The sequence below is a fragment of the Pseudomonas tremae genome (genome assembly GCF_001401155.1).
Taxonomy (GTDB): domain Bacteria; phylum Pseudomonadota; class Gammaproteobacteria; order Pseudomonadales; family Pseudomonadaceae; genus Aquipseudomonas; species Aquipseudomonas tremae.
On sequence record NZ_LJRO01000305.1, the window covers coordinates 69,721 to 93,807 of the forward strand.

The 24,087-nt window shown below is 58.5% G+C and carries 22 protein-coding genes; 12 read left to right on the plus strand and 10 right to left on the minus strand.

What is annotated here, in order from left to right:
- Positions 1 to 22: 22 nt before the first annotated feature.
- The 5 genes from lysS (at position 23) to ALO43_RS17245 (ending at position 5,121) form a co-directional block, all read left to right on the plus strand.
- A complete protein-coding gene (gene lysS, locus ALO43_RS17225; protein WP_005891735.1) occupies positions 23 to 1,525 on the plus strand; it encodes a lysine--tRNA ligase in 1,503 nt (500 codons plus the stop codon).
- Between the two features lie 121 nt (positions 1,526 to 1,646).
- Positions 1,647 to 2,372, plus strand: coding sequence for a TetR/AcrR family transcriptional regulator (locus ALO43_RS17230; protein WP_005891737.1), 726 nt, complete (start codon positions 1,647 to 1,649; stop codon positions 2,370 to 2,372).
- 140 nt (positions 2,373 to 2,512) lie between these two features.
- Positions 2,513 to 3,790, plus strand: a complete 1,278-nt coding sequence (locus ALO43_RS17235; protein WP_024671804.1) for a flavohemoglobin expression-modulating QEGLA motif protein — start codon at positions 2,513 to 2,515, stop codon at positions 3,788 to 3,790.
- A gap of 117 nt (positions 3,791 to 3,907) precedes the next feature.
- Positions 3,908 to 4,804, plus strand: coding sequence for an alpha/beta hydrolase (locus ALO43_RS17240; RefSeq protein ID WP_005891740.1), 897 nt, complete (start codon positions 3,908 to 3,910; stop codon positions 4,802 to 4,804).
- Positions 4,801 to 5,121 carry a hypothetical protein gene (locus tag ALO43_RS17245; RefSeq protein ID WP_005891741.1) on the plus strand — a complete coding sequence of 107 codons (321 nt, stop codon included), beginning with the start codon at positions 4,801 to 4,803 and terminating at the stop codon, positions 5,119 to 5,121. The genes ALO43_RS17240 and ALO43_RS17245 overlap by 4 nt, the downstream gene beginning before the upstream one ends.
- A gap of 66 nt (positions 5,122 to 5,187) precedes the next feature.
- Here the strand turns inward: ALO43_RS17245 and ALO43_RS17250 are convergent, their stop codons facing one another.
- Together ALO43_RS17250 and ALO43_RS17255 are read right to left on the minus strand one after the other, a co-directional pair.
- Entirely contained in the window at positions 5,188 to 5,970 is a 783-nt protein-coding gene (locus ALO43_RS17250) for an OmpA family protein (RefSeq protein ID WP_005891742.1), read from the minus strand.
- 58 nt (positions 5,971 to 6,028) lie between these two features.
- Complete coding sequence (locus tag ALO43_RS17255; RefSeq protein WP_005891743.1) at positions 6,029 to 6,442, minus strand: DUF4398 domain-containing protein; 414 nt, start codon at positions 6,440 to 6,442, stop codon at positions 6,029 to 6,031.
- A gap of 381 nt (positions 6,443 to 6,823) precedes the next feature.
- Here ALO43_RS17255 and ppc point away from each other — a divergent pair, with 381 nt between their 5' ends.
- The 6 genes from ppc (at position 6,824) to ALO43_RS17285 (ending at position 13,304) form a co-directional block, all read left to right on the plus strand.
- Positions 6,824 to 9,460 carry a phosphoenolpyruvate carboxylase gene (gene ppc / locus ALO43_RS17260; protein ID WP_024671805.1) on the plus strand — a complete coding sequence of 879 codons (2,637 nt, stop codon included), beginning with the start codon at positions 6,824 to 6,826 and terminating at the stop codon, positions 9,458 to 9,460.
- Between the two features lie 281 nt (positions 9,461 to 9,741).
- A complete protein-coding gene (gene adk / locus ALO43_RS17270; protein ID WP_005891753.1) occupies positions 9,742 to 10,389 on the plus strand; it encodes an adenylate kinase in 648 nt (215 codons plus the stop codon).
- Between the two features lie 86 nt (positions 10,390 to 10,475).
- Complete coding sequence (gene tsaB, locus ALO43_RS17275) at positions 10,476 to 11,150, plus strand: tRNA (adenosine(37)-N6)-threonylcarbamoyltransferase complex dimerization subunit type 1 TsaB (protein ID WP_005891756.1); 675 nt, start codon at positions 10,476 to 10,478, stop codon at positions 11,148 to 11,150.
- A gap of 237 nt (positions 11,151 to 11,387) precedes the next feature.
- Positions 11,388 to 11,699 carry a hypothetical protein gene (locus tag ALO43_RS29140; protein WP_054989663.1) on the plus strand — a complete coding sequence of 104 codons (312 nt, stop codon included), beginning with the start codon at positions 11,388 to 11,390 and terminating at the stop codon, positions 11,697 to 11,699.
- Between the two features lie 2 nt (positions 11,700 to 11,701).
- Complete coding sequence (locus ALO43_RS17280) at positions 11,702 to 12,565, plus strand: DUF72 domain-containing protein (protein WP_005891759.1); 864 nt, start codon at positions 11,702 to 11,704, stop codon at positions 12,563 to 12,565.
- A 49-nt stretch (positions 12,566 to 12,614) separates the two neighbouring features.
- Entirely contained in the window at positions 12,615 to 13,304 is a 690-nt protein-coding gene (locus ALO43_RS17285) for an extensin-like domain-containing protein (RefSeq protein ID WP_054997853.1), read from the plus strand.
- Positions 13,305 to 13,363: 59 nt separating this feature from the next.
- Here ALO43_RS17285 and ALO43_RS17290 read toward each other — a convergent pair whose 3' ends face one another.
- Positions 13,364 to 13,987 carry a hypothetical protein gene (locus tag ALO43_RS17290; protein ID WP_054997854.1) on the minus strand — a complete coding sequence of 208 codons (624 nt, stop codon included), beginning with the start codon at positions 13,985 to 13,987 and terminating at the stop codon, positions 13,364 to 13,366.
- A gap of 96 nt (positions 13,988 to 14,083) precedes the next feature.
- Between ALO43_RS17290 and ALO43_RS17295 the strand changes: the two genes are divergently transcribed.
- Positions 14,084 to 14,908: a class I SAM-dependent methyltransferase gene (locus ALO43_RS17295; RefSeq protein WP_053486270.1), complete on the plus strand. Its 825-nt coding sequence runs from the start codon at positions 14,084 to 14,086 to the stop codon at positions 14,906 to 14,908.
- Here ALO43_RS17295 and ALO43_RS17300 read toward each other — a convergent pair whose 3' ends face one another.
- The 7 genes from ALO43_RS17300 to ALO43_RS17330 form a co-directional block, all read right to left on the minus strand.
- Positions 14,909 to 15,598, minus strand: coding sequence for a DUF4197 domain-containing protein (locus ALO43_RS17300; protein ID WP_024691326.1), 690 nt, complete (start codon positions 15,596 to 15,598; stop codon positions 14,909 to 14,911). It abuts the gene before it with no gap.
- A 197-nt stretch (positions 15,599 to 15,795) separates the two neighbouring features.
- Positions 15,796 to 16,146, minus strand: coding sequence for a YbaY family lipoprotein (locus ALO43_RS17305; RefSeq protein ID WP_054997855.1), 351 nt, complete (start codon positions 16,144 to 16,146; stop codon positions 15,796 to 15,798).
- Between the two features lie 121 nt (positions 16,147 to 16,267).
- Positions 16,268 to 18,769, minus strand: a complete 2,502-nt coding sequence (gene plsB, locus ALO43_RS17310; protein ID WP_005891779.1) for a glycerol-3-phosphate 1-O-acyltransferase PlsB — start codon at positions 18,767 to 18,769, stop codon at positions 16,268 to 16,270.
- A 193-nt stretch (positions 18,770 to 18,962) separates the two neighbouring features.
- A complete protein-coding gene (locus tag ALO43_RS17315; protein WP_054997856.1) occupies positions 18,963 to 19,340 on the minus strand; it encodes a hypothetical protein in 378 nt (125 codons plus the stop codon).
- Between the two features lie 19 nt (positions 19,341 to 19,359).
- Positions 19,360 to 20,169: a putative RNA methyltransferase gene (locus ALO43_RS17320; RefSeq protein WP_005891782.1), complete on the minus strand. Its 810-nt coding sequence runs from the start codon at positions 20,167 to 20,169 to the stop codon at positions 19,360 to 19,362.
- A complete protein-coding gene (gene dapE, locus ALO43_RS17325; RefSeq protein WP_024671811.1) occupies positions 20,169 to 21,320 on the minus strand; it encodes a succinyl-diaminopimelate desuccinylase in 1,152 nt (383 codons plus the stop codon). The genes ALO43_RS17320 and dapE overlap by 1 nt, the downstream gene beginning before the upstream one ends.
- Positions 21,321 to 21,418: 98 nt before the next feature.
- Complete coding sequence (locus ALO43_RS17330) at positions 21,419 to 23,914, minus strand: glycosyltransferase family 2 protein (RefSeq protein WP_005891789.1); 2,496 nt, start codon at positions 23,912 to 23,914, stop codon at positions 21,419 to 21,421.
- Positions 23,915 to 24,087: the final 173 nt, after the last annotated feature.

Genomic DNA, 24,087 nt, shown 5'->3' on the forward strand with positions numbered 1-24,087 from the left:
CCGTGATGGAATATCTAAAGACATGAGCGACCAACAACTCGACCCGCAAGCCCTGCAACAGGAAGAAAACACCCTGATCGCCCTGCGCAAGGAAAAGCTTGCTGCCGGCCGTGCCAAGGGTCAGGCCTTCCCCAACGACTTCCGCCGCGACAGCTACTGCAACGACTTGCAGAAACAGTACGTCGACAAGACCAAGGAAGAACTGGCAGAGGCAGCGATTCCGGTCAAGGTTGCCGGTCGCATCATGCTCAATCGTGGCTCGTTCATGGTGATTCAGGACATGACCGGACGCATCCAGGTCTATGTCAACCGCAAGACCTTGCCCGAAGAAACCCTGGCCGAGGTGAAAACCTGGGACCTGGGCGACATCATCGCTGCCGAAGGCACCCTGGCGCGTTCCGGCAAGGGCGACCTGTACGTCGAGATGACCAGCGTGCGCCTGCTGACCAAGTCGCTGCGCCCGCTGCCCGACAAGCACCACGGCCTGACGGACACCGAGCAGCGCTATCGTCAGCGTTACGTCGACCTGATCGTCAACGAAGACGTGCGTGAGACGTTCCGCGTGCGCTCGCAGGTAATCGCTCATATCCGTAGCTTCCTGATGAAGCGCGACTTCCTCGAAGTCGAAACGCCGATGCTGCAGACCATTCCCGGCGGTGCTGCTGCCAAGCCGTTCGAAACCCATCACAATGCACTCGACCTGGAAATGTTCCTGCGTATCGCGCCAGAGCTGTACCTCAAGCGTCTGGTGGTCGGCGGGTTCGAAAAAGTCTTTGAGATCAACCGCAACTTCCGCAACGAAGGCGTTTCGACCCGGCACAACCCCGAGTTCACCATGCTCGAGTTTTACCAGGCGTACGCTGACTACGAAGACAACATGGACCTCACCGAGGAACTGTTCCGTGAACTGGCGCAACTGGTTCTGGGCAGCACCGATGTGCCCTATGGCGACAAGGTGTTCCACTTCGGCGAGCCTTTCGTGCGCCTGTCGGTGTTCGATTCGATCCTCAAGTACAACCCTGATCTGACTGCGGCCGATCTGCAGGACGTCGACAAAGCGCGTGCCATCGCCAAGAAGGCCGGCGCCAAGGTGCTCGGCTTTGAAGGCCTGGGCAAGCTGCAGGTGATGATTTTCGAAGAGCTGGTCGAGCACAAGCTGGAGCAGCCGCACTTCATTACTCAATACCCGTTCGAAGTATCGCCGCTGGCCCGTCGCAACGACGACAACCCGAGCGTTACCGACCGCTTCGAACTGTTCATCGGCGGTCGTGAAATCGCCAACGCCTATTCCGAGCTTAATGACGCGGAAGATCAGGCCGAACGCTTCCAGGCTCAAGTGGCCGACAAGGATGCGGGTGACGATGAAGCCATGCATTACGACGCCGACTTCGTTCGCGCGCTGGAATACGGCATGCCGCCTACGGCGGGCGAAGGCATCGGTATCGATCGTCTGGTGATGCTGCTTACCGATTCACCGTCGATTCGGGACGTGATCCTGTTCCCGCATATGCGCCCGCAAGCGTAGTCAGTTGAAAATCAGCCGCCTTTGATGGGCGGCTTTTTTTTAGGTGTTTTTTCAGAATGACTCATTTCAGAATCACTCATTCAGAGCGACTCATTTCAGAGCGACTTAAAAGGAAGCTGTCGTGACGATTGCCAGAGAAGGGGCCGCCGGAGTAGCGAGTGCGGTGGCTAAAAGTGTCAAGTATCAAGGCCGAAAGGCCACTCGCGAAGGCAGCGAGCAACGCAGGCAGGTCATTCTCGACGCCGCCATGCGCATCGTGGTGCGCGACGGCGTACGCGCTGTGCGCCATCGTGCAGTGGCTGCCGAAGCCAATGTGCCGTTGTCGGCCACGACCTATTATTTCAAGGACATCAATGATCTGTTGACCGATGCTTTCGCTCAATACGTTCAGCGCAGTGCCGATTACCTTGCCAGGCTATGGCAAAACACCGAGGTTGTTCTGCGCGAGATGATGGCCCGCAGTTCGGGAAGCCCGAGCGACCGCTTTCGGCTGGCCGACGACATTGCGCGCATGGTGACGGAGCATATCCGGCGCCAATTGCTGACCCGGCGTGACTACCTGATCGCCGAGCAGGCTTTCTATCATGAAGCGCTGATCAACCCGCGCTTGACCCCGCTGGTCATGGCCCATCAGGAAATTCTGCTGCAGGGTAGCTGCCAGTTTTTTCAAGTGATCGGCTCTGTGCACCCTTATCAGGATGCACAGGTGTTGACGGGACTCATACGTCGCATGGAGTATCAAGGCCTGCTTCATGGTCCACAGCGTCAGGCAGATGAAGAAATGCTCTGTATCCTGACGCGTCAGATGCGTCTGGTGCTGGGGACGCCGCAGCCCCTCAAGGCGTGACGATGCTTCTTGCCGGGTTCTCTGGTTCAGAAGCCCGCGCGGCTTGACGATTCTGCCTTTTCGGATATTTTTCTAGAGGTGGCGCATGACCCGTGCGCCGCCAAGCAGCAGGGCGAAAGCCCGCCAGCCAAGGAGTCCCGGTGGACGAGTATCAACAGACTATTCGTGCTTTATCGGATCGGATCGTCGTTGCACAGACGCCCATCCGCATTCTGGATGCAGTGAAGTGGGACGAGACGGTTCGTAAGGAGTTTCTGGCTGCCAAGGGCAAGGCATTGCCTGCCGTGGACCGTGCCTATTATGAAAACCGCCCGCTGGGTTTCGATTCGGTTGCCTTGAAGCAAGAGTTTCAGAATATCGAGCGGGACGTCACGCGTCAGTTGGGGCAGTTCAACCCGGTCGGACAGATCATGCGGCGCATGTGCCGCGAGTACCGAATGGTGGTGCGCATGCTTGAAGCGCGTGGCACTCCTGACTTCGGGCTGATCTCGCAGGAACTGTACGGCGCGGCGTCCGATGCGTTCCATGCCGGTGACCCGACTCTCGCCGACCTGGGGTTGATGCTTTCTGATTACCTCAACAACATCGCCGGACGCGGTGACTTGAAGGACGAGCCCAAAATCCTGACGGCCAAAGACGCTGTCTCGCTGCTGCAATCGCGTCTGAACCGGGTGTTCGGCGAGGCCGAGGAAACCATTCGTGTGTTTGAGTCGGACGGTATCGTCGCCGATGCGGCTGCCGGTGCCGACTACATCAAGATCCGCAGTGATGCGATGTTCAACGAACGTGATGTGCGAGCGCTTGAGGTCCACGAAGGGCTGGTTCATGTCGGTACTACGCTGAACGGGCAAAATCAGCCGATCTGCACCTTCCTGTCCAAAGGCCCGCCTTCGTCGACGGTGACTCAGGAAGGGCTGGCGATTCTCATGGAAGTCATTGCCTTTGCCTCTTACCCCAGCCGTCTGCGCAAGCTGACCAACCGTACGCGTGCCATTCATATGGCGGAGCAGGGCGCTGATTTTCTGCAGGTGTTCGAGTTCTATCGCGAACAGGGTTTCGGCATGTCGGAGAGTTACGGCAACGCCAGCCGGGTATTCCGCGGCTCGGTGCCGAACGGGTTGCCGTTCACCAAGGACCTCTCTTACCTGAAAGGCTTCATCATGGTCTACAACTACATTCAGTTGGCCGTGCGCAAGGGCAAGCTTGAACAGGTGCCGCTGCTGTTTTGTGGCAAGACCACGCTGGAAGACATGCGCAGCCTGCGGCAATTGGTGGACGAAGGCCTGGTTGTCGCCCCCAAATACCTGCCAGAACAATTTCGCGACATGAATGCGCTGTCGGCCTGGATGTGTTTCTCCAACTTCCTCAATCACCTCAGCCTGGACCGCATTGAAGCGGATTACTCGAATATCCTGTAGCCACGCGGTCGGTTTTTCGTCCTCTCGGCCTTTGGCCAGTATCAAAAACAGGCTTGCGCATGATGCGGAGCGTCGGCGCGAGAGCCCTATGGCAATGAGACTTTAAGGAACCTCTTTTTGAAACTGATCGGCATCTTCGCCCTGATCCTGAGTCTCACCGGCTGCAGCTCGATGCTGTTTTATCCCGAGCCGGGTGTGCCGTTCACGCCAGACAAGGCGCGGCTGCGCTATCAGGACGTCAACCTGACCGCTGCCGACGGTACGCGCCTGCACGGCTGGTGGCTGCCGGCCAAAGAAGGGGTGCCGGTCAAGGGCACGGTTCTGCACCTGCACGGCAACGGCGGCAACCTTTCGTGGCACCTGGGCGGAACCTGGTGGTTGCCGGAACAGGGTTATCAGGTGCTGATGCTCGACTACCGCGGTTATGGTCAGTCGCAGGGCAAACCCAGCCTGCCATCTGTGTATGAGGACGTTCAGGCGGCTTTCGACTGGCTGAACGCCGCGCCGCAGGTACAAGGTAAACCGCTCGTGGTGCTGGGGCAGAGCATCGGCGGCGCGTTGGCAGTGCACTACCTGGCAGAGCATCCGCAGGAACGCTCCAGAGTAAAGGCACTGGTTCTCGACAGCGTGCCGGCCAGCTACCGCAGCGTCGCGCAAAACTCGCTGAGCAAATCCTGGCTGACCTGGCCTTTGAAAACGCCGTTGTCGTGGCTGATTCCGGACGCCGACAGTGCCGTCAACGGCCTGCCGCAACTGGCAGGCACGCCGATATTGATCTTCCATAGCATGGACGACACGCTGGTGCCTCTTGCCAATGGCATCGAGCTGTACAAGGCTGCGCCACCGCCACGGGTGTTCCAGCTGACCCGAGGCGAGCACGTGCAGACGTTTGCCGATCCGCTGTGGCGCCAGGTTATGCTGCGTTACCTCGAAGACCCGGCCCACTTCAACGGCCTGCGTCGTCTGGGCGAAGTGCCCGATTATCCCGCCCCTCCCGGACAGGCTGGGCAATGAATCGGGACCGCAACGTCAATGGCATGATCCTGAGCGGCGTCGGCGCAGTCATCGGTACTGTCGGTTGCTTGTGGTTTTACGGTTACCTGCACTTTGCAAAACCTGAAGACGCCTTGCTGCTCAGTGAATTCACCCTGCTCAAGACCGTGCCCGGCGAGGACTACAAAGTTGCTGCAACGCCCGCCGCAGAAGTCGCGCAATGCGTTGATGGCGTGCTGGTGCTGTTCGATACCTCGCGAAAGGGGTTGTCGGGCGTGCTGGTCGACGACCACAGGCAAGCGGTGCGTTGCATCGGCCAGCAGCCTCCCGGGCAATAAATAACCAGGCATTAAAAAGCCCCGCCTGTATGCGCAGGCGGGGCTTCGGTGCAACGGCTCGATCGTTTATTTCATCGAAGAGCGCGGTGCAACAGGCTGGTTGTCGTTGGAAATGGTCACTTCCACGCGACGGTTCATGGCGCGGCCCGAGTTGCTGGTGTTGTCGGCAACCGGGTATTCCTTGCCATAGCCCATGGTGACGACGCGCGCAGGGTCTACACCCATGCGAACCAGTGCCATGCGGACCGAGTTGGCGCGACGCTCTGACAGCGACTGGTTGTAGGAAGCCGAACCGGTGCTATCGGTGTAGCCTTCAACAATTACTTTACGGTCAGGGTTTTCCTGAAGGAAAGAGGCCAGCTTGCCAATGTCGCCCTGAGCGGTCGGCTTCAGGTCAGCCTTGTTGTAGTCGAACAGCACGTCGCCGAACGTTACCAGCGTACCGCGCTCGGTCTGCTTGGCGTTCAGGCTGTTTTTCAGTGCTGCGATCTGGGCATCACGTGCGTCCAGACGCGCTTTGGCACGGTCGGCAGAAGCGTTCTGCAGAGCGGCTTCAGAAGTGCGCAGGGCAATGGTCTGCTTGGCCAGCTCGACGCGCTGATTGGTCAGGTAAGCCAACTGATCGACTTTCTGAGCATCTTCGCTGTCGCGGAAAGCCTTGTCGGCCTTGTCCAGCCACTCGCTGGCGTCTTTGGTCTCGAGCGCAGCAACCTTGGTTGCTTCCGGGTTGGTCTGCAGCGCTGTGAAGTTGCTACGAGCCTGTTCCAGGTTAGGGTTGGGCTTGGTTGCACAGGCTGCCAAAGCAACGCTCATGGCCAGCAGAGCAGGGATCATCAATTGTTTACGCATAATAGGGTCGTCCTTTAATCAGTTACGAATTCATGAAAACAGAAGGAGGGCGGGGCAATCACTGCACCTGGCGCATGCCTTCTTCACGGAGTTCGTTGACGCCCTGACGAGCATCCTGCACGGCCTTGGCAGCTTTGGCGGCCTGAGATTTGCGTTCTGCTACACGAGCGTCCCACTCGGCTTGTTCAGCCAGTTTGCGGGCTTCGTCGTACTTGTGGTCCTGCATCGCCAGATCAGCTGCCTTGAGCTTGTCTTGAGCCGACTTCATTTCCACGGCTGCGAACTCGGTACCGCCGGCGCTGACAGCGCTGTTGACGGCTGACTGAGAAACCGCGTACTGCTCTGACGGCGGGTTGCCTGCGCAACCGGCGAGGATGAAGGTGCTACCGATTGCCAGCGCAGCAAGCTTCAGGCCGCGCAGGCCTTTGGATTTGTTTTTGGCAGTAGGGGTGTTCATGGTGATCAACTCCATTGTCTGACTCCGAACGTGGTTATCCATGACAGTTTTCTTATCAAGTCCGGGCATGAGGTTATACAACTGCCTGCTGCCTGACGGGCTTTTCTGTAATGGTTAATGGCTCCGACCCGCGCACTTTTTGAATAGTTCAGATAAATATTTCCTCATCGGCCAGGAAATTTCAATAGCGCCTGGCGTTGGTAGAGTATTCCGTTCGACAGGTAAACGAGGCTGAGCCCGCGTGATCATGGGGATGCAGGGCAGGCTTTTTATTACAAGGATTTGTCGTGGCAAGGGCTTTTGGTGCACTGTTGGCAAAGCGGATTTGAATTCACGTAGCTGTTCTTTTTGAACGGATACGCAACTGAGCCCAAATAAAAACCGGGAGAGGGAACGATGGCCGATATCGATGCACGTCTGCGCGAAGACGTTCACCTGCTGGGTGAGCTGTTGGGCAATACGATTCGTGAGCAACGCGGTGCCGAATTTCTCGACAAGATCGAACGTATTCGCAAGGGCGCCAAGGCTGGCAGGCGCGGCTCTGCAGAAGGGGCCGAACAGCTCAGTTCAAGCGTCGATGGGCTGGAAGATGACGAACTGCTGCCAGTGGCCAGGGCTTTCAACCAGTTTCTCAACCTGGCCAACATCGCCGAGCAGTATCAGCTCATGCACCGGCGTGACGACACTCAGCCTTTGCCGTTCGAGTCGCGGGTGCTGCCCGAGTTGCTTGATCGCCTGAAAACTGAGGGGCATGCGCCTGATGCCCTGGCGCGTCAGTTGAGCACGCTGCAAATCGAACTGGTGCTGACGGCTCATCCCACCGAGGTGGCCCGTCGTACGTTGATTCAGAAATACGACGCGATCGCTGCGCAACTGGCGGCGCTGGACCATCGAGACTTGAGCAGCGCCGAGCGTTCTCAGATCACTTCTCGCCTGCAGCGCCTGATTGCCGAGGCCTGGCACACCGAAGAGATCCGGCGGATTCGCCCCACCCCTGTTGATGAGGCAAAGTGGGGCTTTGCCGTCATCGAACATTCACTCTGGCACGCTATTCCGAATTACCTGCGCAAGGCCGATCACGCGTTGTTCTCGGCCACAGGCACGCACCTGCCACTTGACGCCGCTCCGATCCGCTTTGCGTCCTGGATGGGGGGCGACCGTGATGGCAATCCAAATGTAACTGCGGCCGTCACCCGTGAAGTACTGCTGCTGGCGCGCTGGATGGCGGCTGACCTGTACCTTCGTGACGTCGACAATCTGGCGGCGGAGCTGTCGATGCAACAGGCCAGTACCGCACTGCGCGCCAGTGTCGGTGACAGTGCCGAGCCGTATCGCGCCGAACTAAAGCGCCTGCGCGAACGCCTGCGTGCCACTCGCAATTGGGCCAATGCGTCATTGACGGCCAGCCAGCCCGCTCCTGAAGCGGTGCTGCACGATAATCAGGACCTGCTGGCCCCGTTGCTGCTGTGCTTCCAGTCCCTGCATGAGTGCGGCATGGGCGTGATCGCCGACGGCCCGCTGCTGGATTGTCTGCGTCGTGCAGTCACCTTCGGCCTGTTTCTGGTGCGTCTGGACGTGCGTCAGGATTCCACCCGGCATTGCGCGGCGATGACTGAAATCACCGATTACCTCGGGCTGGGACGCTATGAAGACTGGGATGAACAGGCCCGGATCGACTTTCTGCTGCGCGAGCTGGATAACCGCAGACCGTTGTTGCCGAGCTACTTCAAGCCTGCGGCGGATACCGCAGAGGTTCTGGCGACCTGCAGAGAGGTGGCAGCGGCCCCGGCGGCGTCGCTGGGCTCCTATGTCATCTCGATGGCCGGTTCGGCTTCAGACGTCCTGGCCGTGCAGTTACTGCTCAAGGAGTCTGGCCTGCAGCGCCCAATGCGTGTGGTGCCACTGTTCGAGACCCTTGCCGACCTCGACAACGCCGGGCCGGTAATCGAGACCTTGCTGGGTTTGCCCGGTTACCGCTCGCGCCTGCACGGCCCGCAGGAAGTCATGATCGGGTATTCCGATTCTGCCAAGGATGCTGGCACCACGGCAGCGGCCTGGGCGCAGTACCGGGCGCAGGAAAGGTTGGTCGAAATCTGCCGTGAGCAACAGGTCGAATTACTGCTGTTCCATGGTCGCGGTGGTACGGTTGGACGGGGCGGCGGCCCTGCGCATGCGGCGATTTTGTCCCAGCCGCCTGGCTCGGTGGCTGGACGCTTCCGCACCACCGAACAGGGCGAAATGATTCGTTTCAAGTTTGGTCTACCGGACATCGCCGAGCAGAACCTGAACCTTTACCTGGCCGCCGTACTGGAAGCCACCTTGCTGCCGCCGCCGCCCCCACAGCCCGCCTGGCGCACGATGATGGACCAGATGGCCAGCGACGGCGTCAGCGCCTATCGCGCCGTGGTGCGCGAGAATCCCGAGTTCGTCGAGTACTTCCGCCAGGCGACACCCGAGCAGGAATTGGGCCGCTTGCCATTGGGCAGTCGCCCGGCCAAGCGTCGTGAAGGAGGTGTTGAAAGCCTGCGCGCGATTCCGTGGATCTTTGCCTGGACCCAGACTCGCCTGATGTTGCCCGCCTGGCTTGGCTGGGAAGCGGCGCTGAGCAAGGCGCTGGCACGCGGGGAGGGTGATGTGCTGGCGCAGATGCGCGAGCAGTGGCCGTTCTTCAGAACTCGTATCGACATGCTGGAAATGGTACTGGCCAAAGCCGACGCGGACATTGCCCGACTCTATGACGAACGTTTGGTCTCCGACGAGCTGCAACATTTGGGCGCACATTTGCGCGACCTATTGTCGCAGGCCTGCAAAGTGGTGTTGGGCCTGACCGGTCAGGCGCGACTGCTGGCTCATAGCCCTGAAACGCTTGAGTTCATCAGTTTGCGCAACGCCTACCTGGACCCGCTGCATTTGCTTCAGGCCGAGCTTCTTTCCCGGTCGCGTAACCGTGAAGCTAATCTTGACAGCCCTCTGGAACTGGCGCTGCTGGTGTCTGTGGCGGGGATTGCTGCCGGTCTGCGCAACACTGGTTGAAGGCCTTGAGCGGCGCCGTTGCCAGGTCGTTTCGATCCGGCAACGGCAGCGCCTGGGTTTGCAGGCCGGCCCACCGAAAACATTGATGCAGATCACGCTGTACGACTATCAAGGCCCGCAAGCCTGCACGCCTGCGGTTGCTGCGACTTTCGGCGGCTTGTGCGGCCCCGGTCTGCTGTGTATCTTGATCAGCCTTTCGGCCTGTTGGCCTGATTATTTTTTAGATTGGCCCCCGAGGCGAATCCGTTGATTTCACTATAAAAAATTTGAGGAGCATGACGATGCGCGTGATTCTGCTGGGAGCTCCCGGGGCCGGTAAAGGTACTCAGGCAAAATTCATCACTGAAAAATTCGGCATCCCGCAAGTTTCGACAGGCGACATGCTGCGCGCTGCGGTCAAGGCTGGCACTGAATTGGGCCTGAAAGCCAAAAGCGTCATGGACGCGGGCAATCTGGTTTCCGATGACCTGATCATTGGTCTGATCAAGGACCGTCTGGCTGAGCCGGACTGCGCGAATGGCGTATTGTTCGACGGCTTCCCTCGCACCATCCCTCAGGCTGAAGCGCTGTTGAAGGCCGGTCTGGAAATCGACCATGTGCTGGAAATCGCCGTTGATGACGAAGAAATCGTCAAGCGCATGTCGGGTCGCCGTGTGCACGAGGGTTCTGGCCGCATCTACCACACGATCTTCAATCCGCCGAAGGTCGAAGGCAAGGATGATCTGACTGGCGAACCACTGGTACAGCGCAAGGATGACGTAGAAGAAACCGTGCGTCTGCGCCTGAAGGTTTACCATGACCAGACCAAACCGCTGGTCAAGTTCTACAGCGAGCTCGAAGCGAAGAACGGCAAGCCCAAGTGCAGCCATATTCCTGGCGTCGGTTCGGTTGAAGACATCACTGCCAAAGTGCTGGACGCTCTGAGCTAAGCCGCTGCACCTGCTTGATAAATGGCCCGCTTGCGGGCCATTTGTCATTTATACTGCGCCACTTTTTCACCAAGACGGAACCACCGATGACCACCTTGCTGGCCCTGGACACTGCCACTGAAGCCTGCTCGGTCGCTTTGCTGCATGACGGCAAGGTACTGAGCCATTATGAGGTGATTCCACGCCTGCATGCCCAGCGCCTGCTGCCCATGATCAAGGACCTGCTGGCCGAGGCGGGTATCGCAATGTCGGCGCTGGACGCCATTGCCTTCGGGCGCGGTCCGGGGGCTTTTACCGGGGTTCGCATTGCAATCGGTGTGGTGCAAGGGCTGGCGTTCGCGCTGGAGCGTCCGGTGTTGCCCGTCTCGAACCTGGCTGTTCTGGCGCAACGTGCCTTTCGCGAGCACGGTGCTTCGCACGTCGCGTCGGCCATCGATGCGCGCATGGACGAGGTCTACTGGGGTTGCTACGCCGAGAAGGCCGGTGAGATGCGTCTGATCGGCGAGGAAGCGGTCATGGCGCCCGAGCTGGCAGCACTGCCGGCAGGTTCCGTCGAGCCGTGGTTCGGTTCCGGCACTGGCTGGGGCTACGCCGAACGTATTCCGGTAAGCCCGGCAGGTTACGATGCCAGCATGCTGCCCCACGCACAGGACCTGCTGACCTTGGCCACCTTCGCCTGGCATCGCGGCGAATCCTTGCCGGCAGATGATGCTCAGCCGGTGTACCTGCGTGACAAGGTCGCGACGCCTAAAGCGCGTTGATAGGCGCAGCGTGGAACGCACAGACCGCAAAGTGGCGAGCTGATTCGCTGCTCATGAAACTCCGTGTCAGGCCGATATAAATGTCAATAGGCCATCTACCGTTTATCGTCTGTATGCGTCTTAATCGCATATAGCGAAAACAATTTGCCAGATGTGTGGTCTAGTTATCGTTAAGCAATTTGCGAACTACAAGGCAGTAACGCTAAATTGCCACTATCGACGCCGAGTAAATAATCGATGCGCATAGACGGAACATCATCACGTTCATACCCGATCAAGCGAAAGCCGCAGAAAACGCCTGCTACTGTTGAAGGTTCTTTTGAGGAAGTCGTTACAGATGCCGAGTTGCCGCCACCTGCGGCGCAGGCTCGTCGGGAATCGGGCGACTCACCGGTTGGCAGCACGGGCAATGTCCCCGCGCGTCCGCAGGACATCATCTTTCCGCGCTCCATGAGTTCTCGCGTTGCCCATGCGTTGGCCAGCTATCTCACAACTGCCACCTTTGTTGATTGGGACCTTGAAGTATCCGGGCTCGATCTTCACGTCTGATTGTGTCTCGCCTCCCTTACTATCTCGGCTGCCCGTCATGGAGTGAAAACGCCTGGCGCGACTCCCTGTACCCTGAAGATGCGCGTCCCGCCGATTTTCTGAGCCTTTACACTCAGGTATTCAACGTTGTTGAAGGCAACACCACCTTCTATGCCCGTCCCGCCGCCACGACCGTGCAGCGTTGGGCTGAGACGATGCCTGAAGATTTCCGCTTCACCGCCAAATTCCACAAAGACATCAGCCACAGCGGCGACCTTCGCCAGCAAGTCGGTGCTGCCGAGGAATTCATTCGTCTGCTTGCGCCGCTGGGAGGCCGGATTGCGCCATTCTGGCTGCAATTGCCCGCGAGTTTCACCCCGCATAGGCTCGCTGAACTGGTCAGCTTTGTCGATGAGTTGAGCGTGCCTCTGGCGGTGGAAGTGCGCAATATGGCTTTCTTCCTGAAGGGCGATGAGGAGCGCATGCTCAATCGCCTGCTGCTGGACCGCGGCATCGAACGTATCTGCCTCGATTCGCGTGCATTGTTCAGTTGTGTCTCGACTGATCCCGCCGTGCTGCATGCGCAGTCCAAGAAGCCGAAAGTGCCACCGCGTCCTGCAGCACTGACCCTTTTCCCTCAAGTCCGCTTCATCGGCCGTCCGGAGCTGGAAGCCAACGACCCGTTTCTGGTTCAGTGGGTAGAGAAGGTCGCGGCATGGATCGAAGAGGGGCGCACGCCCTACGTGTTTCTGCACACCCCCGACAACCTGAGGGCTCCTGAACTGGCCAGACGCTTTCATGAGCAACTGATGGCACGGCTGCCGGGCTTGCCATCTTTGCCTGAGCTGGAGCGCGGTCCGCAAGTGGAGCAGTTGGGCTTGCTCTGAAGCCACCAGGTGTGGGCTTATAGAGCTTTAACCGGTGCGAAGGCTGAACATGCGGGTATTGCTGTTTTTCTTGGTGATCTTCACCGGCTGTGCGCTTGCGGTCTGGCGTGGCTGGGTCGAAGTGCCAGCGCGCTGGAACCCTTGGGCACCGCTGGACGTGCGAGCAGAGCCGAACATCCTGACCGCTTATAAATTGTCTCGATTGCAGAATGACCCCTCGCTGTGTGACCAGGTGTTGGGTACTTCCGGGCTGCGCTTCAGTCGCCAGGCTGATAGTGGTCCGGACGCCAAATGTCCGCTGGAAAATACCGTGCGTATTCAGGGTGGCGATGTGGCGCTGAGCAGCAGTTTTCTTGCCAGTTGCCCACTGGCTGTTGCCTATGCGCTGTTCGATATTCATACCTTGCAGCCAGCTGCTCAGGCGGTTTTCGGCCAGCGTGTGGTGCGGATCGATCACCTTGGCAGCTTTGCCTGCCGTAACATCTATAACCGCGCCAACAGCAGGCTCAGTCAGCATGCGACGGCCAACGCGCTCGACATCGCGGGCTTTCGCCTGGCAGATGGTCAGCGCATCAATCTGCTAAAGGACTGGGGCGATACCGGTGACAAAGGGCGTTTTCTCAGGCAGGTGCGCGACGGTGCCTGCAGGAATTTCAGCACGGTGCTGGGGCCGGAATACAACGCGGCGCATCGTGATCATTTTCATCTAGATATGGGAAGGTGGTCGGTGTGTCGGTAAGTCAGGGGCAAGCGATACATCACAGGCGCGCTAACAGACGCTTGTCGCTTGTTTGAGGCTTAGGCCGCCATCCGCAGGTTTTGCAGAATCAGTGGGCGCGCCCAACTGTTTTCGTAGTCGAACTGGCGCTGTTGAGCGGCAATGGTTTGCTGGTCAAGCGGCAGGGCAGGCTTGTCGGCCAGGTCCCATTCAAGCTCGGCAATCGGCAAATGCAAAGGTCGCGGCTGCGGGCCGGGGCCTGGCGTGCCTTTGTCATCGTAGGGGTTCAATACGGTTGGGCGTACCCAATTGCTGTCGAATTCCAGGTGGCGCTGCTGTTCGATCATCTCGACGATGCTGAAAGGTTCGGCAGGCGGTGGCAGCAGGTCGAGATCAAATTCGGCGATCGGCAGGAACAGAGGCTCAGGTGGCTTGACCTCGGTGTCAGTGACCGGGCAGGAGCGTTGCTCAACAATTTTGCTCAGGGTTTTCGCACCAGCGACCGGCTCGCCGGTTTCGACATCGACTTCAACCGCGGTCGGGTGTACTGCAACTGTATCGCTGTCACTGACCTGTTCTGCCATCGCTCGGGCAAATGCATCCGACCACAGATGCGTCACACCACCCAGTGTGCGGCTGTTGCGAACGCTAAAGTCGCCTGAGTGCGACAAATAGCCGATGGATGATTGAACAATGTCTGACATAGCGATCAGTACTGGCCTTGGGTCTGGCAAAATGCCGGATACTTGGTTATCGGCAGATCTTGCCGATCATTAACAATTTTCGAGTGTATGAACGCAATGAGTGAGCAGCAAGCAGGCAGTCGTGTCCGGGTCGAATCGCAGAGGGTCGACGGGCAGGCTGCCGCCGCCGATTGGGCGCAAAGACTAGGGCTGCCGTTGCAGGACGTTGAGGCGGATTTTGCTTTGCAGGTCACCGATGATGGCCTGCAATTGCAACAGTTGGGCGACGATGCGCCGGGCGCTGTAAGGGTCGATTTTGTCGAGGGTGCTGTTGCTCATCGCCGATTGTTTGGCGGTGGTACCGGGCAGATGATCGCCAAGGCCGTTGGCATTCAGCCAGGCATACGGCCCATCGTGCTGGATGCCACCGCCGGGCTGGGCAAGGACGCATTCGTCCTGGCGAGCCTTGGCTGCGAGATGAGCCTGATCGAGCGCCAGCCAATTATCGCTGCTCTGCTTGAAGATGGCCTGCTGCGCGGACGCAGCGACCGCGATGTCGGTTCGATCATCGCGCAGATGCGCCTGCTGACCGGCAACGCCATCGAGATCATCCGTGACTGGACAGGCGAGCCGCCGCAGGTCATCTACCTCGACCCCATGTTCCCCCACCGAGAAAAAACCGCGCTGGTGAAAAAGGAGATGCGCCTGTTCCGGCCGCTGGTCGGCGATGACATGGACGCACCGGCATTGCTCGAGGCTGCCCTCGCGCTGGCCACCCATCGCGTGGTGGTCAAACGCCCGCGCAAGGCGCCTTGCATTGACGGTCCCAAGCCGGGTTACGCGCTGGATGGCAAGTCCAGCCGCTACGATGTCTACCCGAAGAAAGCCTTAAAACCCAAAGCAGTGGGAAAACAGCAGGACGCCCAAGGCAGCCCCCAATAACTAAAGTGCCCCGAACACCTTTTTCGCCAGCCCGGTCGCCGCTGCCTGTGGGTTGGCGCGAATGCTTTCTTCCTGTTTGGCAATCATCTCAAACAGGCCGTTGAGGGCCTGCTCGGTCACATAACTTTCGAGATTGGCACTTTTGCTGTCCAGCGCACCAAGAGCGGCGGCCTTGCCGGCAAAGGCATTGTATTTCTGCACCAGGCCTACCTGATCGGTAGATTTCTTGACGATAGGCAGGAATTTGGCACGAATCTGTTCGCGGCTGGTGCTACTGAGGTATTGGGTTGCCGAGTCTTTGCCGCCACTGAGAATGGCCTTGGCATCAGTCACACTCATCTTTTTCACAGCATCTACCAGCAACGCCTGAGCCTGGGGTACGGCCGCTTCAGCAGCCTGGTTCATGCTGTTTTCCAGCTGATCGACCTGACTGCCCATGCCGAGCATTTTCATCTTTTTCGCGACCTGGCCCAGTTTGCCAGGCAGTTCGATGCGCACGTCCTGATTCTTGCTGAAGCCACCGGGTACGCCCAGTTGCTTGACCGCAACCTGAGCGCCCTGGGTCAGGGCGTCCTTGAGCCCGCCAGTGGCGTCCGACTGCGAAAGGTCGCTCAGCGACAAGGCAAAAACATTGGCAGATATCAGCAGGCCAGCACACAGACCGGCGAACGTAAACGAAAAACGAGGCATAAGGCGTCCTTGTAGGAATGAGTTCTGACCTGCGCCTGATTCAAAGTTGGCGCGTTACGCTGTCAAGCGTATCAGGAAGTCATGAGAAGGCATCCAAAACCTTGGTGTGCAGAATGTCGCTGGAGAAAACAGGCTGGGAGAATCGAAAGCGGCGCGCAGATAGCGCGCCGCTGAAGCGTGATTTGACTGCGGACCGATCAGTCAGAGACCTGAATAACCTTGATTTTCAGGCCGCTCTGGTTCTGGTCTGTCAGTTCAATCGAGTGGACGGTGTCGTTGATCCAGAGCAACCTGCCCTGGTGTTCGATGCGCGCCGACAAGGCATAGCTATGGCCTTGCACAGGATAACGGTTCCCGGCATAGCCCAGTTCGAACGGTAGCGGTGTCTGGTGGTCGATCTGTTTTTCGCACGTGGCGATGACATCTGCCGGGGCGTCAGCCAGGCTGATGTCACTCAGGGTGACGTTCAGGTTGCAGCCGTTCGGCAGCGCAATGCGTGGCAGGTAAAACACTTCGCCCTGAAGCCTTACTAGGGTTTCGCTGGTCATTTCAATTTCCTTATTGAGTGAGCACCCTTCATGGGTGTAACCCCACCCTAGCAGGCAGCAGAGCATACGAACTGCGAACCGACTGCCTGTCTGGAAAACCCTGCCAAGTTGCTGAAATACCCTACGCTGCCCCTGTTTCGCTTCTTACGTTTTGCTCTTCTTCGTTGCTGTGCAGCGCCACTTGCCGGATGGACAGGCGTATTTCAGCAGGCAAGACGCGTTTGGCTGCACCTTCTGCCAGTTCGCCCAGCATGGGGTGATAGCTCAGCTTGCCGGCGCTGTCCTTGCGCAGTACGCCGAGGTCGAGCAGGGTCTGGATGAAGTGCCTGAACAGGCTCTTGTCGAAAAACTCAGGCGCATTCAGGCCATGCAGAATCGACAGGCGCTGGGCCATTACCGTGCACAGGTCTTCCAGTTCTTCGGCGCTAAGGGTGTTTTGTCCGCTGTTGAGCAGCAAGGCGATTGCCATGTAGAAACGCTGCAGCGTTTGCGCAATGGCCCGCGACAACAGGGTCAGCAACACGAACTCTCGAGAGCTGGGTTCCGGACGTACATAAACGTCTTTGCGAAAGCGCAGCAGGCCTTGTTCGACAAATGCATTCAGCCACTGGTCGACCACCGCATCGAGCTCGCTCAATGGCCAGCGAATGAATAGCTCCGATTGCAGGTACGGGTACAGCGCACGCGTGTAGCGCAGAATCTGTTCGCGGCTCATGCGCGACGAACTCTGGAAAAAGCTCGCCAGCAGGGAGGGCAGGGCGAAGATATGCAACACGTTGTTGCGGTAGTACGTCATCAAGACCGCATTCTGCTCGTTCAGGTACAGAATCTTGCCCAGCGCGTCTTTTTGCTCGGCAAGCAGGTCCATCCCTTTGACGTGCTCGATCAATGAGCGCCCATCGCCTTCCGGTAACGTGGTGTGCGGCGAATAAGGGACGCTGCGCAGCAGTGTCAGGTACAGGTCGAGCACGCGCTCCATGGCCTGGTCGTCGAGTGCCAGCTTTTGAGTCGACAGCAGCGCAATGGCGACGAGGTTCATCGGGTTTACGGCTGCCGCTTCGTTCAGGTGCTGAGCGACGCGTTCGCCCAGTCGGTGAGTCGTTTCGCTCAGCCATTCAGGGCGAAATTCAGGCGTCAGCTCCTGCGCGCGCCAGTCTGGCTGTTCGCTGTCAAGAAATTCGGCCAGCTTGATAGGCTCGCCGAAATTCACCGACACCTGACCAAAGCGCTGCTTCAGCGCGCCGATGACTTTGAAGATGTCGAAAATCGATTCCTTCTTCTTGGTCGCGCCCCTCAGTTCGCCCAGATAGGTACGGCCTTCCAGCACTCGCTCATAACCGATGTACACCGGAATGAAGACAATCGGCATCCGCGAGTTGCGCAAGAAGCTGCGCAGTGTGATGGCGAGCATGCCGGTCTTTGGCTGCAACATGCGTCCGGTGCGCGAACGACCGCCCTCAACGAAGTATTCAACCGGGAAACCCTTGGTAAACAGGGTGTGCAGGTATTCGTTGAAGACCGCGGTGTACAAAGGGTTGCCCTTGAACGTACGTCGCATGAAAAACGCACCGCCACGCCTCAGAAGGCTGCCGACCACCGGCATGTTCAGATTTATGCCGGCAGCGATGTGCGGTGGTGTGAGGCCGTTGCGAAACAGCAGGTAAGACAGCAGCAGATAATCGATGTGGCTGCGATGGCAAGGAACGTAGATCACTTCATGACCGGGTGCGACCTCTTGCACGCCTTCAATGTGACTGACTTTGATGCCGTCATAGATCTTGTTCCAGAACCAGCTGAGCACCACTTCCAGAAAGCGGATCGCGGAATAGGTGTAGTCCGAGGCGATCTCGTTGCCGTAGCTCAGTGCACGTTCCCGGGCTTTCTCCAGCGTGATCTTTTCGCGCTCTGCCTCTTCGATGATGGCCTGCTTGACCAATGGCTCGGCGAGCAGGCCTTTGACCACATTGCGGCGGTGCGAAACGTCCGGGCCAATCACTGCGCTTTTCAGGTTGCGAAAATGCACGCGCAGCAGGCGCTGAGTCATGCGCAGGGTCAGTTCGTAGCCTTTGTTCTGGTCAACCAGCTCGCGCATGTGAATGGGCTCGGAGAACTGCACGCGTGTCTTGCGGCCCAGAATCAGAATGCTGACCAAGCGACGTAAGCGACCAGTCACCGCCCAGCTGTCAGCGAACAGCAGCTTCCAGGCGCTGGACTCTCTGTCCGGGGATTGCCCCCAGAACACGCTGACCGGAATGATCTGCGCATCTTCAGCGGGGTTCTGACTGACCCCCGCAACCAGACGCTCCAGGGTCGGCGGTGCGCCGCGCTTGTCTTGGCGACCGAGCCAGTCGGGCGATGGTGTTAGGTAAAAGAATGCTGCGGGTTCGATCAGGTTGCCAACCGCCACGGACAATACCGGTCTAGGCAGCCCTGCTTTGCGGCATTCGGTATCGATTACCGCCAGATCACTGAGCGACGGAGACTGCAGGGCATAGAAAACCGGCCGGCTGCGATCAAGGTTGAGCGTGAAAGACGATTGGTTGATTGTTTCCGAGCGAACCCAGAGATACAACAATCGGCGCAGAGTGCCGAACACGAGACGACGGAAGGGAGATCGGGTCATACGGCTTCTGCTGAGTCAGGAACGGGCGGCTGCCCGAGATGGGCGCCAGTGTGACGTATCCCGAGACGATCGGCAAAAACCGCTGCACGCCTGTTGTGGCCTCTGCGCTGGAGACGAACGCTTGAAAAGCGCGCTGGATCGAGCAGGCTTGCTTCATCGACGTCGGTCATCCATAGCGTCTAGGGGAAAAGCCTTACGTCGTGCGCCAGGTAATCTCTTCTTCGCCATCGGCACTGACGCGGATCCAGCGGTCGGCAGTTTCGTCGCTTTCTTCTTCGATCCAGGTGCCTGGTGCGCAGCGTACTTCAACGTTCAGCGCTGCGAAGGCCGCGCGGGCGCAAGCGATGTCGTCTTCCCAAGGGGTCTGGTCGCTGTCGAGGTGCAGGCTGTTCCATTTGCCGACGGCCTTTGGCAGCCAGGTCACGGCCACTTCGCCCGCCTTGCATTTCCAGGTCTGGCCGCGTTGCGTCCAGTCACTGCAAGTGCCCAGGGCATTGCTCAGCCATTCGGCGATTGCCTTGTGGTCGACGTCTGCATCTTTCAGGTAAATCTCGATATCGGGTTGGCGCATGGGTGCCTCTGTTGAATGCTTATTGCAGCACGAAATAATCGTAGCGCATGGAAACGGTGACCTTGAAAGGTCCTGGTTGCTCGATGACCGCAGTGCGGCGTTCGGCACTGGCACGCCAGCCGTGAGGTGTCATTGCCAGAAGATCGGCGCGTGACTGGCCGTCGATCAGCTTTAGCGTGTAGCTCAGGGTTTCGCTGTGCTGCAACTGCATGCCCGGCGGTACCAGCGCCAGGTGCTTGTCGTCGGCGTAATCGCGAACCTCGTCGTAGAGTTGCTGGCGCAGTTCCATCAGGTGTTCGCGCGTCGGGCCTACGCGCATCAGTCCGCCACCGGGTGTCAGCAGACGTTTGGCTTCCTGCCAGTCCAGCGGGCTGAATACACTGGCCAGAAACTGACAGCTTGCATTTGGCAGCGGCACTCTGGCCATGCTGGCGACCATCCAGGTCACGCCAGGGCTGCGTCGGCAGGCGCGCTTGACCGCTTCGCGCGAGATATCCAGTGCAAAGCCGTCGGCATGGGGCAGCGCCTCGGCGATCTGCGCAGTGTAATAGCCTTCACCGCAGCCGATGTCCAGCCAGTGAGCCGGCGAGCGTTCAGCCGCAAGCGCTGCCAGGCGTTCGGCAACCGGGGCGTAGTGCCCCGCGTTGAGAAAGTCGCGACGTGCTTCGACCATCGCCTGATTGTCGCCCGGGTCACGGCTGTTTTTGTGCTGCACCGGCAGCAGGTTCAGGTAACCCTGACGCGCGCGGTCGAAGCGATGGTTGGCCGGGCATACGACACCGTTGTCGGCTGCGCTTAGCGGTGCAGAACAGATTGGGCAGGTCAGCATCAGGCGAGCAACTTGACCAGGGTCTGGTAGTAGATCTCGGTCAGCACGTCGAGATCGCTGGCCAGGATGCGTTCGTTGACCTGGTGAATGGTCGCGTTGACCGGGCCAAGTTCGACCACTTGAGTGCCCAGGGTCGCGATGAAGCGGCCATCCGAGGTGCCTCCGCTGGTCGAGGCTTTGGTGTCGCGCCCGGTCACGTTCCTAATGCTGGACGACACGGCGTCCAGCAGTGCGCCCGGCTCGGTCAGGAACGGCAAGCCCGACAGCGCCCAGTCGATGTGCCAGTCGAGTTCATGTTTGTCGAGGATCGCAGTGACGCGCTGTTGCAGGCCTTCGACCGTCGACTCGGTCGAGAAGCGGAAGTTGAAGACGGCCACCAGTTCGCCCGGGATTACGTTGGTCGCTCCGGTACCTGCGTTCAGGTTGGAGATCTGGAAGCTGGTCGGCGGAAAGAAATCATTGCCATTGTCCCAATGCTCGGCGGCCAGTTCGGCCAGCGCTGGCGTTGCAAGGTGGATCGGGTTCTTCGCCAGATGCGGATAAGCCACATGGCCCTGCTTGCCGCGTACGGTGAGCGTGGCGCCCAGCGAACCGCGCCTGCCGTTCTTGACCACATCGCCCACCAGCGTAGTGCTTGACGGCTCGCCGACGATGCACCAGTCCAGACGCTCCTTGCGTGCGGCCAGACGCTCGACCACGGCCTTGGTACCATGATGGGCCGGACCTTCTTCATCGCTTGTGATCAGAAACGCCACCGAACCCTTGTGGTCCGGATGGTCAGCGACGAAACGCTCGGCCGCGACCAGCATTGCCGCCAGACTGCCTTTCATGTCTGCGGCGCCACGTCCGCAGAGCATGCCATGCTCGTCTATCAGGGCATCGAACGGGTCGTTCTGCCAGTTTTGCACCGGGCCGGTCGGCACCACGTCGGTGTGGCCGGCGAAACACAGTACCGGGCCATCGCCGGAACCATGAGTGGCCCAGAAATTGTCGACGTCTTCGATGCGCATCGGCTCCAGCTTGAACCCGGCATCGCCCAGGCGCTGCATCATTACCTTCTGGCAATCGGCATCGACCGGTGTTACCGAAGGTCGACGGATCAGGTCGCAGGCAAGTTGTAGGGTGGGCGAAAGGTTGGCTGGGGCCGTCATGTACAGAACTCCGGTAGCAAGACTTTGGGCGCGAAAAGGCGGATATCTTAAAGCAAAACGACGGCCTGAGCCGTCGTTTATCGTGCCCTGTGGATATGTCAGGTTGTGGGGCGGGAAGGGCGGTTGGCGCTGGCCGACAGGATGGCCATGACCACCGCCGCCAGATAAGGAAGTGATTGTGCGAGCAGCATTGCCATCCAGAAACCTGAATCCATATTGATGACTGCTCGGTGCATGAGTAAAAGCACAATTGTCGTCCACGAGATAATCACGGTAGACAGTTCTTCTTTTACATCGAGAATGGTTTGCGCGATCAGATGTGCGGACGTGTGTTTGGGTGTTCTGAAGAACGGCATTCCTGATGTGACGCAACCCGCCAGCACGGCCTTGCCTATCGTCGGATAAAGCGCCATGCCAGCCAGTATCGCTGCAAGAGCCTCTCTGATGTTTGTGCTGACCAACTGTCGGTAGAGCGCAATTACCTTGAGCGAGCGAAGCGCAAGCATCAGTATCAATGGCGTGGAAAATACCCATGGCAGCGGCCCGAAAGTATCTGGCTCCAGAATCATCGCCAGCGACCAGGCGAGCGCGGCAAGCGTTAGCAGATAATTCATGCCTTCTGCCGCCCACGGCATCCATCCCGCGATGAAATGGTAGCGTTGCATCGCACTCAGTGATTCGCAGTTTCCTGCCATCAGGCTCCGGGCATGCCGCTTGACGATCTGGATAGCTCCATATGCCCAGCGGTAGCGTTGTTTTTTGAAATGAATGAACGTGTCCGGAGTCAGCCCTTTCCCATAGCTGGTAGCGGCGTAACCCGTGGAAAAACCGTTTTCCAGCATACGCAGGCCCAGTTCTGCATCTTCACATATGCACCATTGTGCCCACCCCAGCCGGTCCAGTGCTGACCGGCGGATCAGCGTCATGGTGCCGTGCTGGATAATGGCGTCATGGTTGTTGCGGATGACCATGCCGATGTTGAAAAAGCCTCGATATTCGGCCTGGCAGCAGCGCTTGAACAGGCTTTCGTTACTGTCGCGGTAATCCTGCGGTGATTGAATGACTGCGATCTCCGGGTTCGTGAAGTGCGGCACCATGTGTTTGAGCCACTGTCGGTGGACGCAGTAATCAGCGTCGACGACTGCCACAATCTCTGCGTCTTCAGCTGTATGTTTCAGCAGGTAGTTAAGTGCGCCTGCCTTGAACCCGGAAAGAGGATTGATGTGAAAAAACCGGAACGGCGGGCCGAGGCGCTGACAATAGTGTTCAATGGGCTTCCAGACCGCCGGGTCCTGAGTATTGTTGTCGATGACCAGAACCTCGTAATCCGGGTAATCCAGTGTTCGCAACGAGTCGAGAGTCAGTTTCACCATGTCCGGAGGTTCGTTGTAGCACGCGATATGCAGGGAAACCTTTGGTGTGGGACCCGCATGCCGATGTATCGGAGAGAACGATCGTGGGGCGTCCGGTCCCCAGCATGTTTCCAGGAGTTCGTGCGTTTCGATGCCCAGGTAGGCCAGCAAGCAGGTGGCCCAGATAAAAGCGAGAGGCAGCGCCAGCCAGATGCACAGTGAGTGCGCGTAGCTCATGCCCAGCCATACCAATATCCAATAAGCAAGAATGATTATAGAGACGCCTGCATGCCATGAGCCTGGCTTCAGGTGGCTGATAAGCCTAAGCATTTCCGAGGGTACGTTGACCGGCATTTTTACCGGACCGCTGGTTTGCAGTTTTAATCTGCGCTTGGCATCGAACAGACCCCAATTAGGGCCTGGCAGGCCTTCTTCAGTCTTCCAGTCCTGGTCAAAGGCTTCTATCACGAAGTAGTCATGGCCGTGCTGGTCCAGTAAAGGAATCTGGTTGCGCAGGTATATTGAGTACTCTGCGCCGGACGTTGTCATCCGCCTTTTGGCCGCGGTTTTGCTAGGCCAGCCAATCTCGGAAAGTATCAGGGGCTTATCGGGGAATCTCGCTCTCAGTTCATTCGCGTGTGCCAGAACTATCGCGCTCGCCTCCAGCGCTGAAGCACCTTCCCAGAAAGGCAATATATGAGCTGCAATGAAGTCGACCTGCATGACGAGTTCCGGTGTCTCGTACCATTGCGTCCATATCTCGGAGGTCGAGACCGGCACGTTGACGGCACGCCGTGCGGTTTGCAAATACTCGATAAGCAGGCCGACGGGAATATCATCGCGAAGCAGGACTTCATTTCCCAGGATCAAGCGTTGCACGCTGGTGTAGCGGTTGGCGAGTTCGATCCCGGCATTCATTTCCTGGATGTTGTGCTCGTTATCTTCTGTTATCCACACACCGAGCGTGACATTCATGCCCAGTTCTTCGGTGAGCTCGGGTATATGACTCAATGTGCCCTCAACCGAATAAATCCTGATGTTTTTTGTGAGGCTCCGAAGCAGCAGCAGGTCATTCTTTATTTGGTCTCTGGTTGGGAAAATCTGTTTGTACGGGCTTTGTCCTGGATGAAAAGGGGCGTATGCCACGCCAGAGATCATTGCAGGCCAGTCGGGCGGATAGTTGAATCTGGTTTTGAACAGATTTTTTGGCCAGGCTGCTGCCCTTCCTGAATGTTCGTCCATGTTTGAAATACGCTCCATGCGGTGTATCGACGCCGCGACTCCCTGTCGCGTCCATTAACCCTAGCAACGTTGAAGTGTCAGGGTTTTCCGGCGTTTAGAATCTTTTCTTCGTTGTCGTTGCACGCCAGATGTTTTTTGCACAGTCAGTACTGATCGCGTTTCGACAACAAGCC

What these genes read in the sequence shown, in the direction of transcription:
- ALO43_RS17295 (WP_053486270.1), top strand. Translation starts at nt 14,084, where the DNA reads ATGAGTGAGCAGCAAGCAGGCAGTCGTGTCCGGGTCGAATCGCAGAGG.
- plsB (WP_005891779.1), bottom strand. Translation starts at nt 18,769, where the DNA reads ATGACCCGATCTCCCTTCCGTCGTCTCGTGTTCGGCACTCTGCGCCGA.
- ALO43_RS17290 (WP_054997854.1), bottom strand. Translation starts at nt 13,987, where the DNA reads ATGTCAGACATTGTTCAATCATCCATCGGCTATTTGTCGCACTCAGGC.
- ALO43_RS17320 (WP_005891782.1), bottom strand. Translation starts at nt 20,169, where the DNA reads ATGCTGACCTGCCCAATCTGTTCTGCACCGCTAAGCGCAGCCGACAAC.
- ALO43_RS17245 (WP_005891741.1), top strand. Translation starts at nt 4,801, where the DNA reads ATGAATCGGGACCGCAACGTCAATGGCATGATCCTGAGCGGCGTCGGC.
- ALO43_RS17255 (WP_005891743.1), bottom strand. Translation starts at nt 6,442, where the DNA reads ATGGAGTTGATCACCATGAACACCCCTACTGCCAAAAACAAATCCAAA.
- ALO43_RS17330 (WP_005891789.1), bottom strand. Translation starts at nt 23,914, where the DNA reads ATGGACGAACATTCAGGAAGGGCAGCAGCCTGGCCAAAAAATCTGTTC.
- tsaB (WP_005891756.1), top strand. Translation starts at nt 10,476, where the DNA reads ATGACCACCTTGCTGGCCCTGGACACTGCCACTGAAGCCTGCTCGGTC.
- ALO43_RS29140 (WP_054989663.1), top strand. Translation starts at nt 11,388, where the DNA reads ATGCGCATAGACGGAACATCATCACGTTCATACCCGATCAAGCGAAAG.
- ALO43_RS17300 (WP_024691326.1), bottom strand. Translation starts at nt 15,598, where the DNA reads ATGCCTCGTTTTTCGTTTACGTTCGCCGGTCTGTGTGCTGGCCTGCTG.
- ALO43_RS17285 (WP_054997853.1), top strand. Translation starts at nt 12,615, where the DNA reads ATGCGGGTATTGCTGTTTTTCTTGGTGATCTTCACCGGCTGTGCGCTT.
- lysS (WP_005891735.1), top strand. Translation starts at nt 23, where the DNA reads ATGAGCGACCAACAACTCGACCCGCAAGCCCTGCAACAGGAAGAAAAC.
- ALO43_RS17305 (WP_054997855.1), bottom strand. Translation starts at nt 16,146, where the DNA reads ATGACCAGCGAAACCCTAGTAAGGCTTCAGGGCGAAGTGTTTTACCTG.
- ALO43_RS17250 (WP_005891742.1), bottom strand. Translation starts at nt 5,970, where the DNA reads ATGCGTAAACAATTGATGATCCCTGCTCTGCTGGCCATGAGCGTTGCT.
- ALO43_RS17315 (WP_054997856.1), bottom strand. Translation starts at nt 19,340, where the DNA reads ATGCGCCAACCCGATATCGAGATTTACCTGAAAGATGCAGACGTCGAC.
- dapE (WP_024671811.1), bottom strand. Translation starts at nt 21,320, where the DNA reads ATGACGGCCCCAGCCAACCTTTCGCCCACCCTACAACTTGCCTGCGAC.
- ppc (WP_024671805.1), top strand. Translation starts at nt 6,824, where the DNA reads ATGGCCGATATCGATGCACGTCTGCGCGAAGACGTTCACCTGCTGGGT.
- adk (WP_005891753.1), top strand. Translation starts at nt 9,742, where the DNA reads ATGCGCGTGATTCTGCTGGGAGCTCCCGGGGCCGGTAAAGGTACTCAG.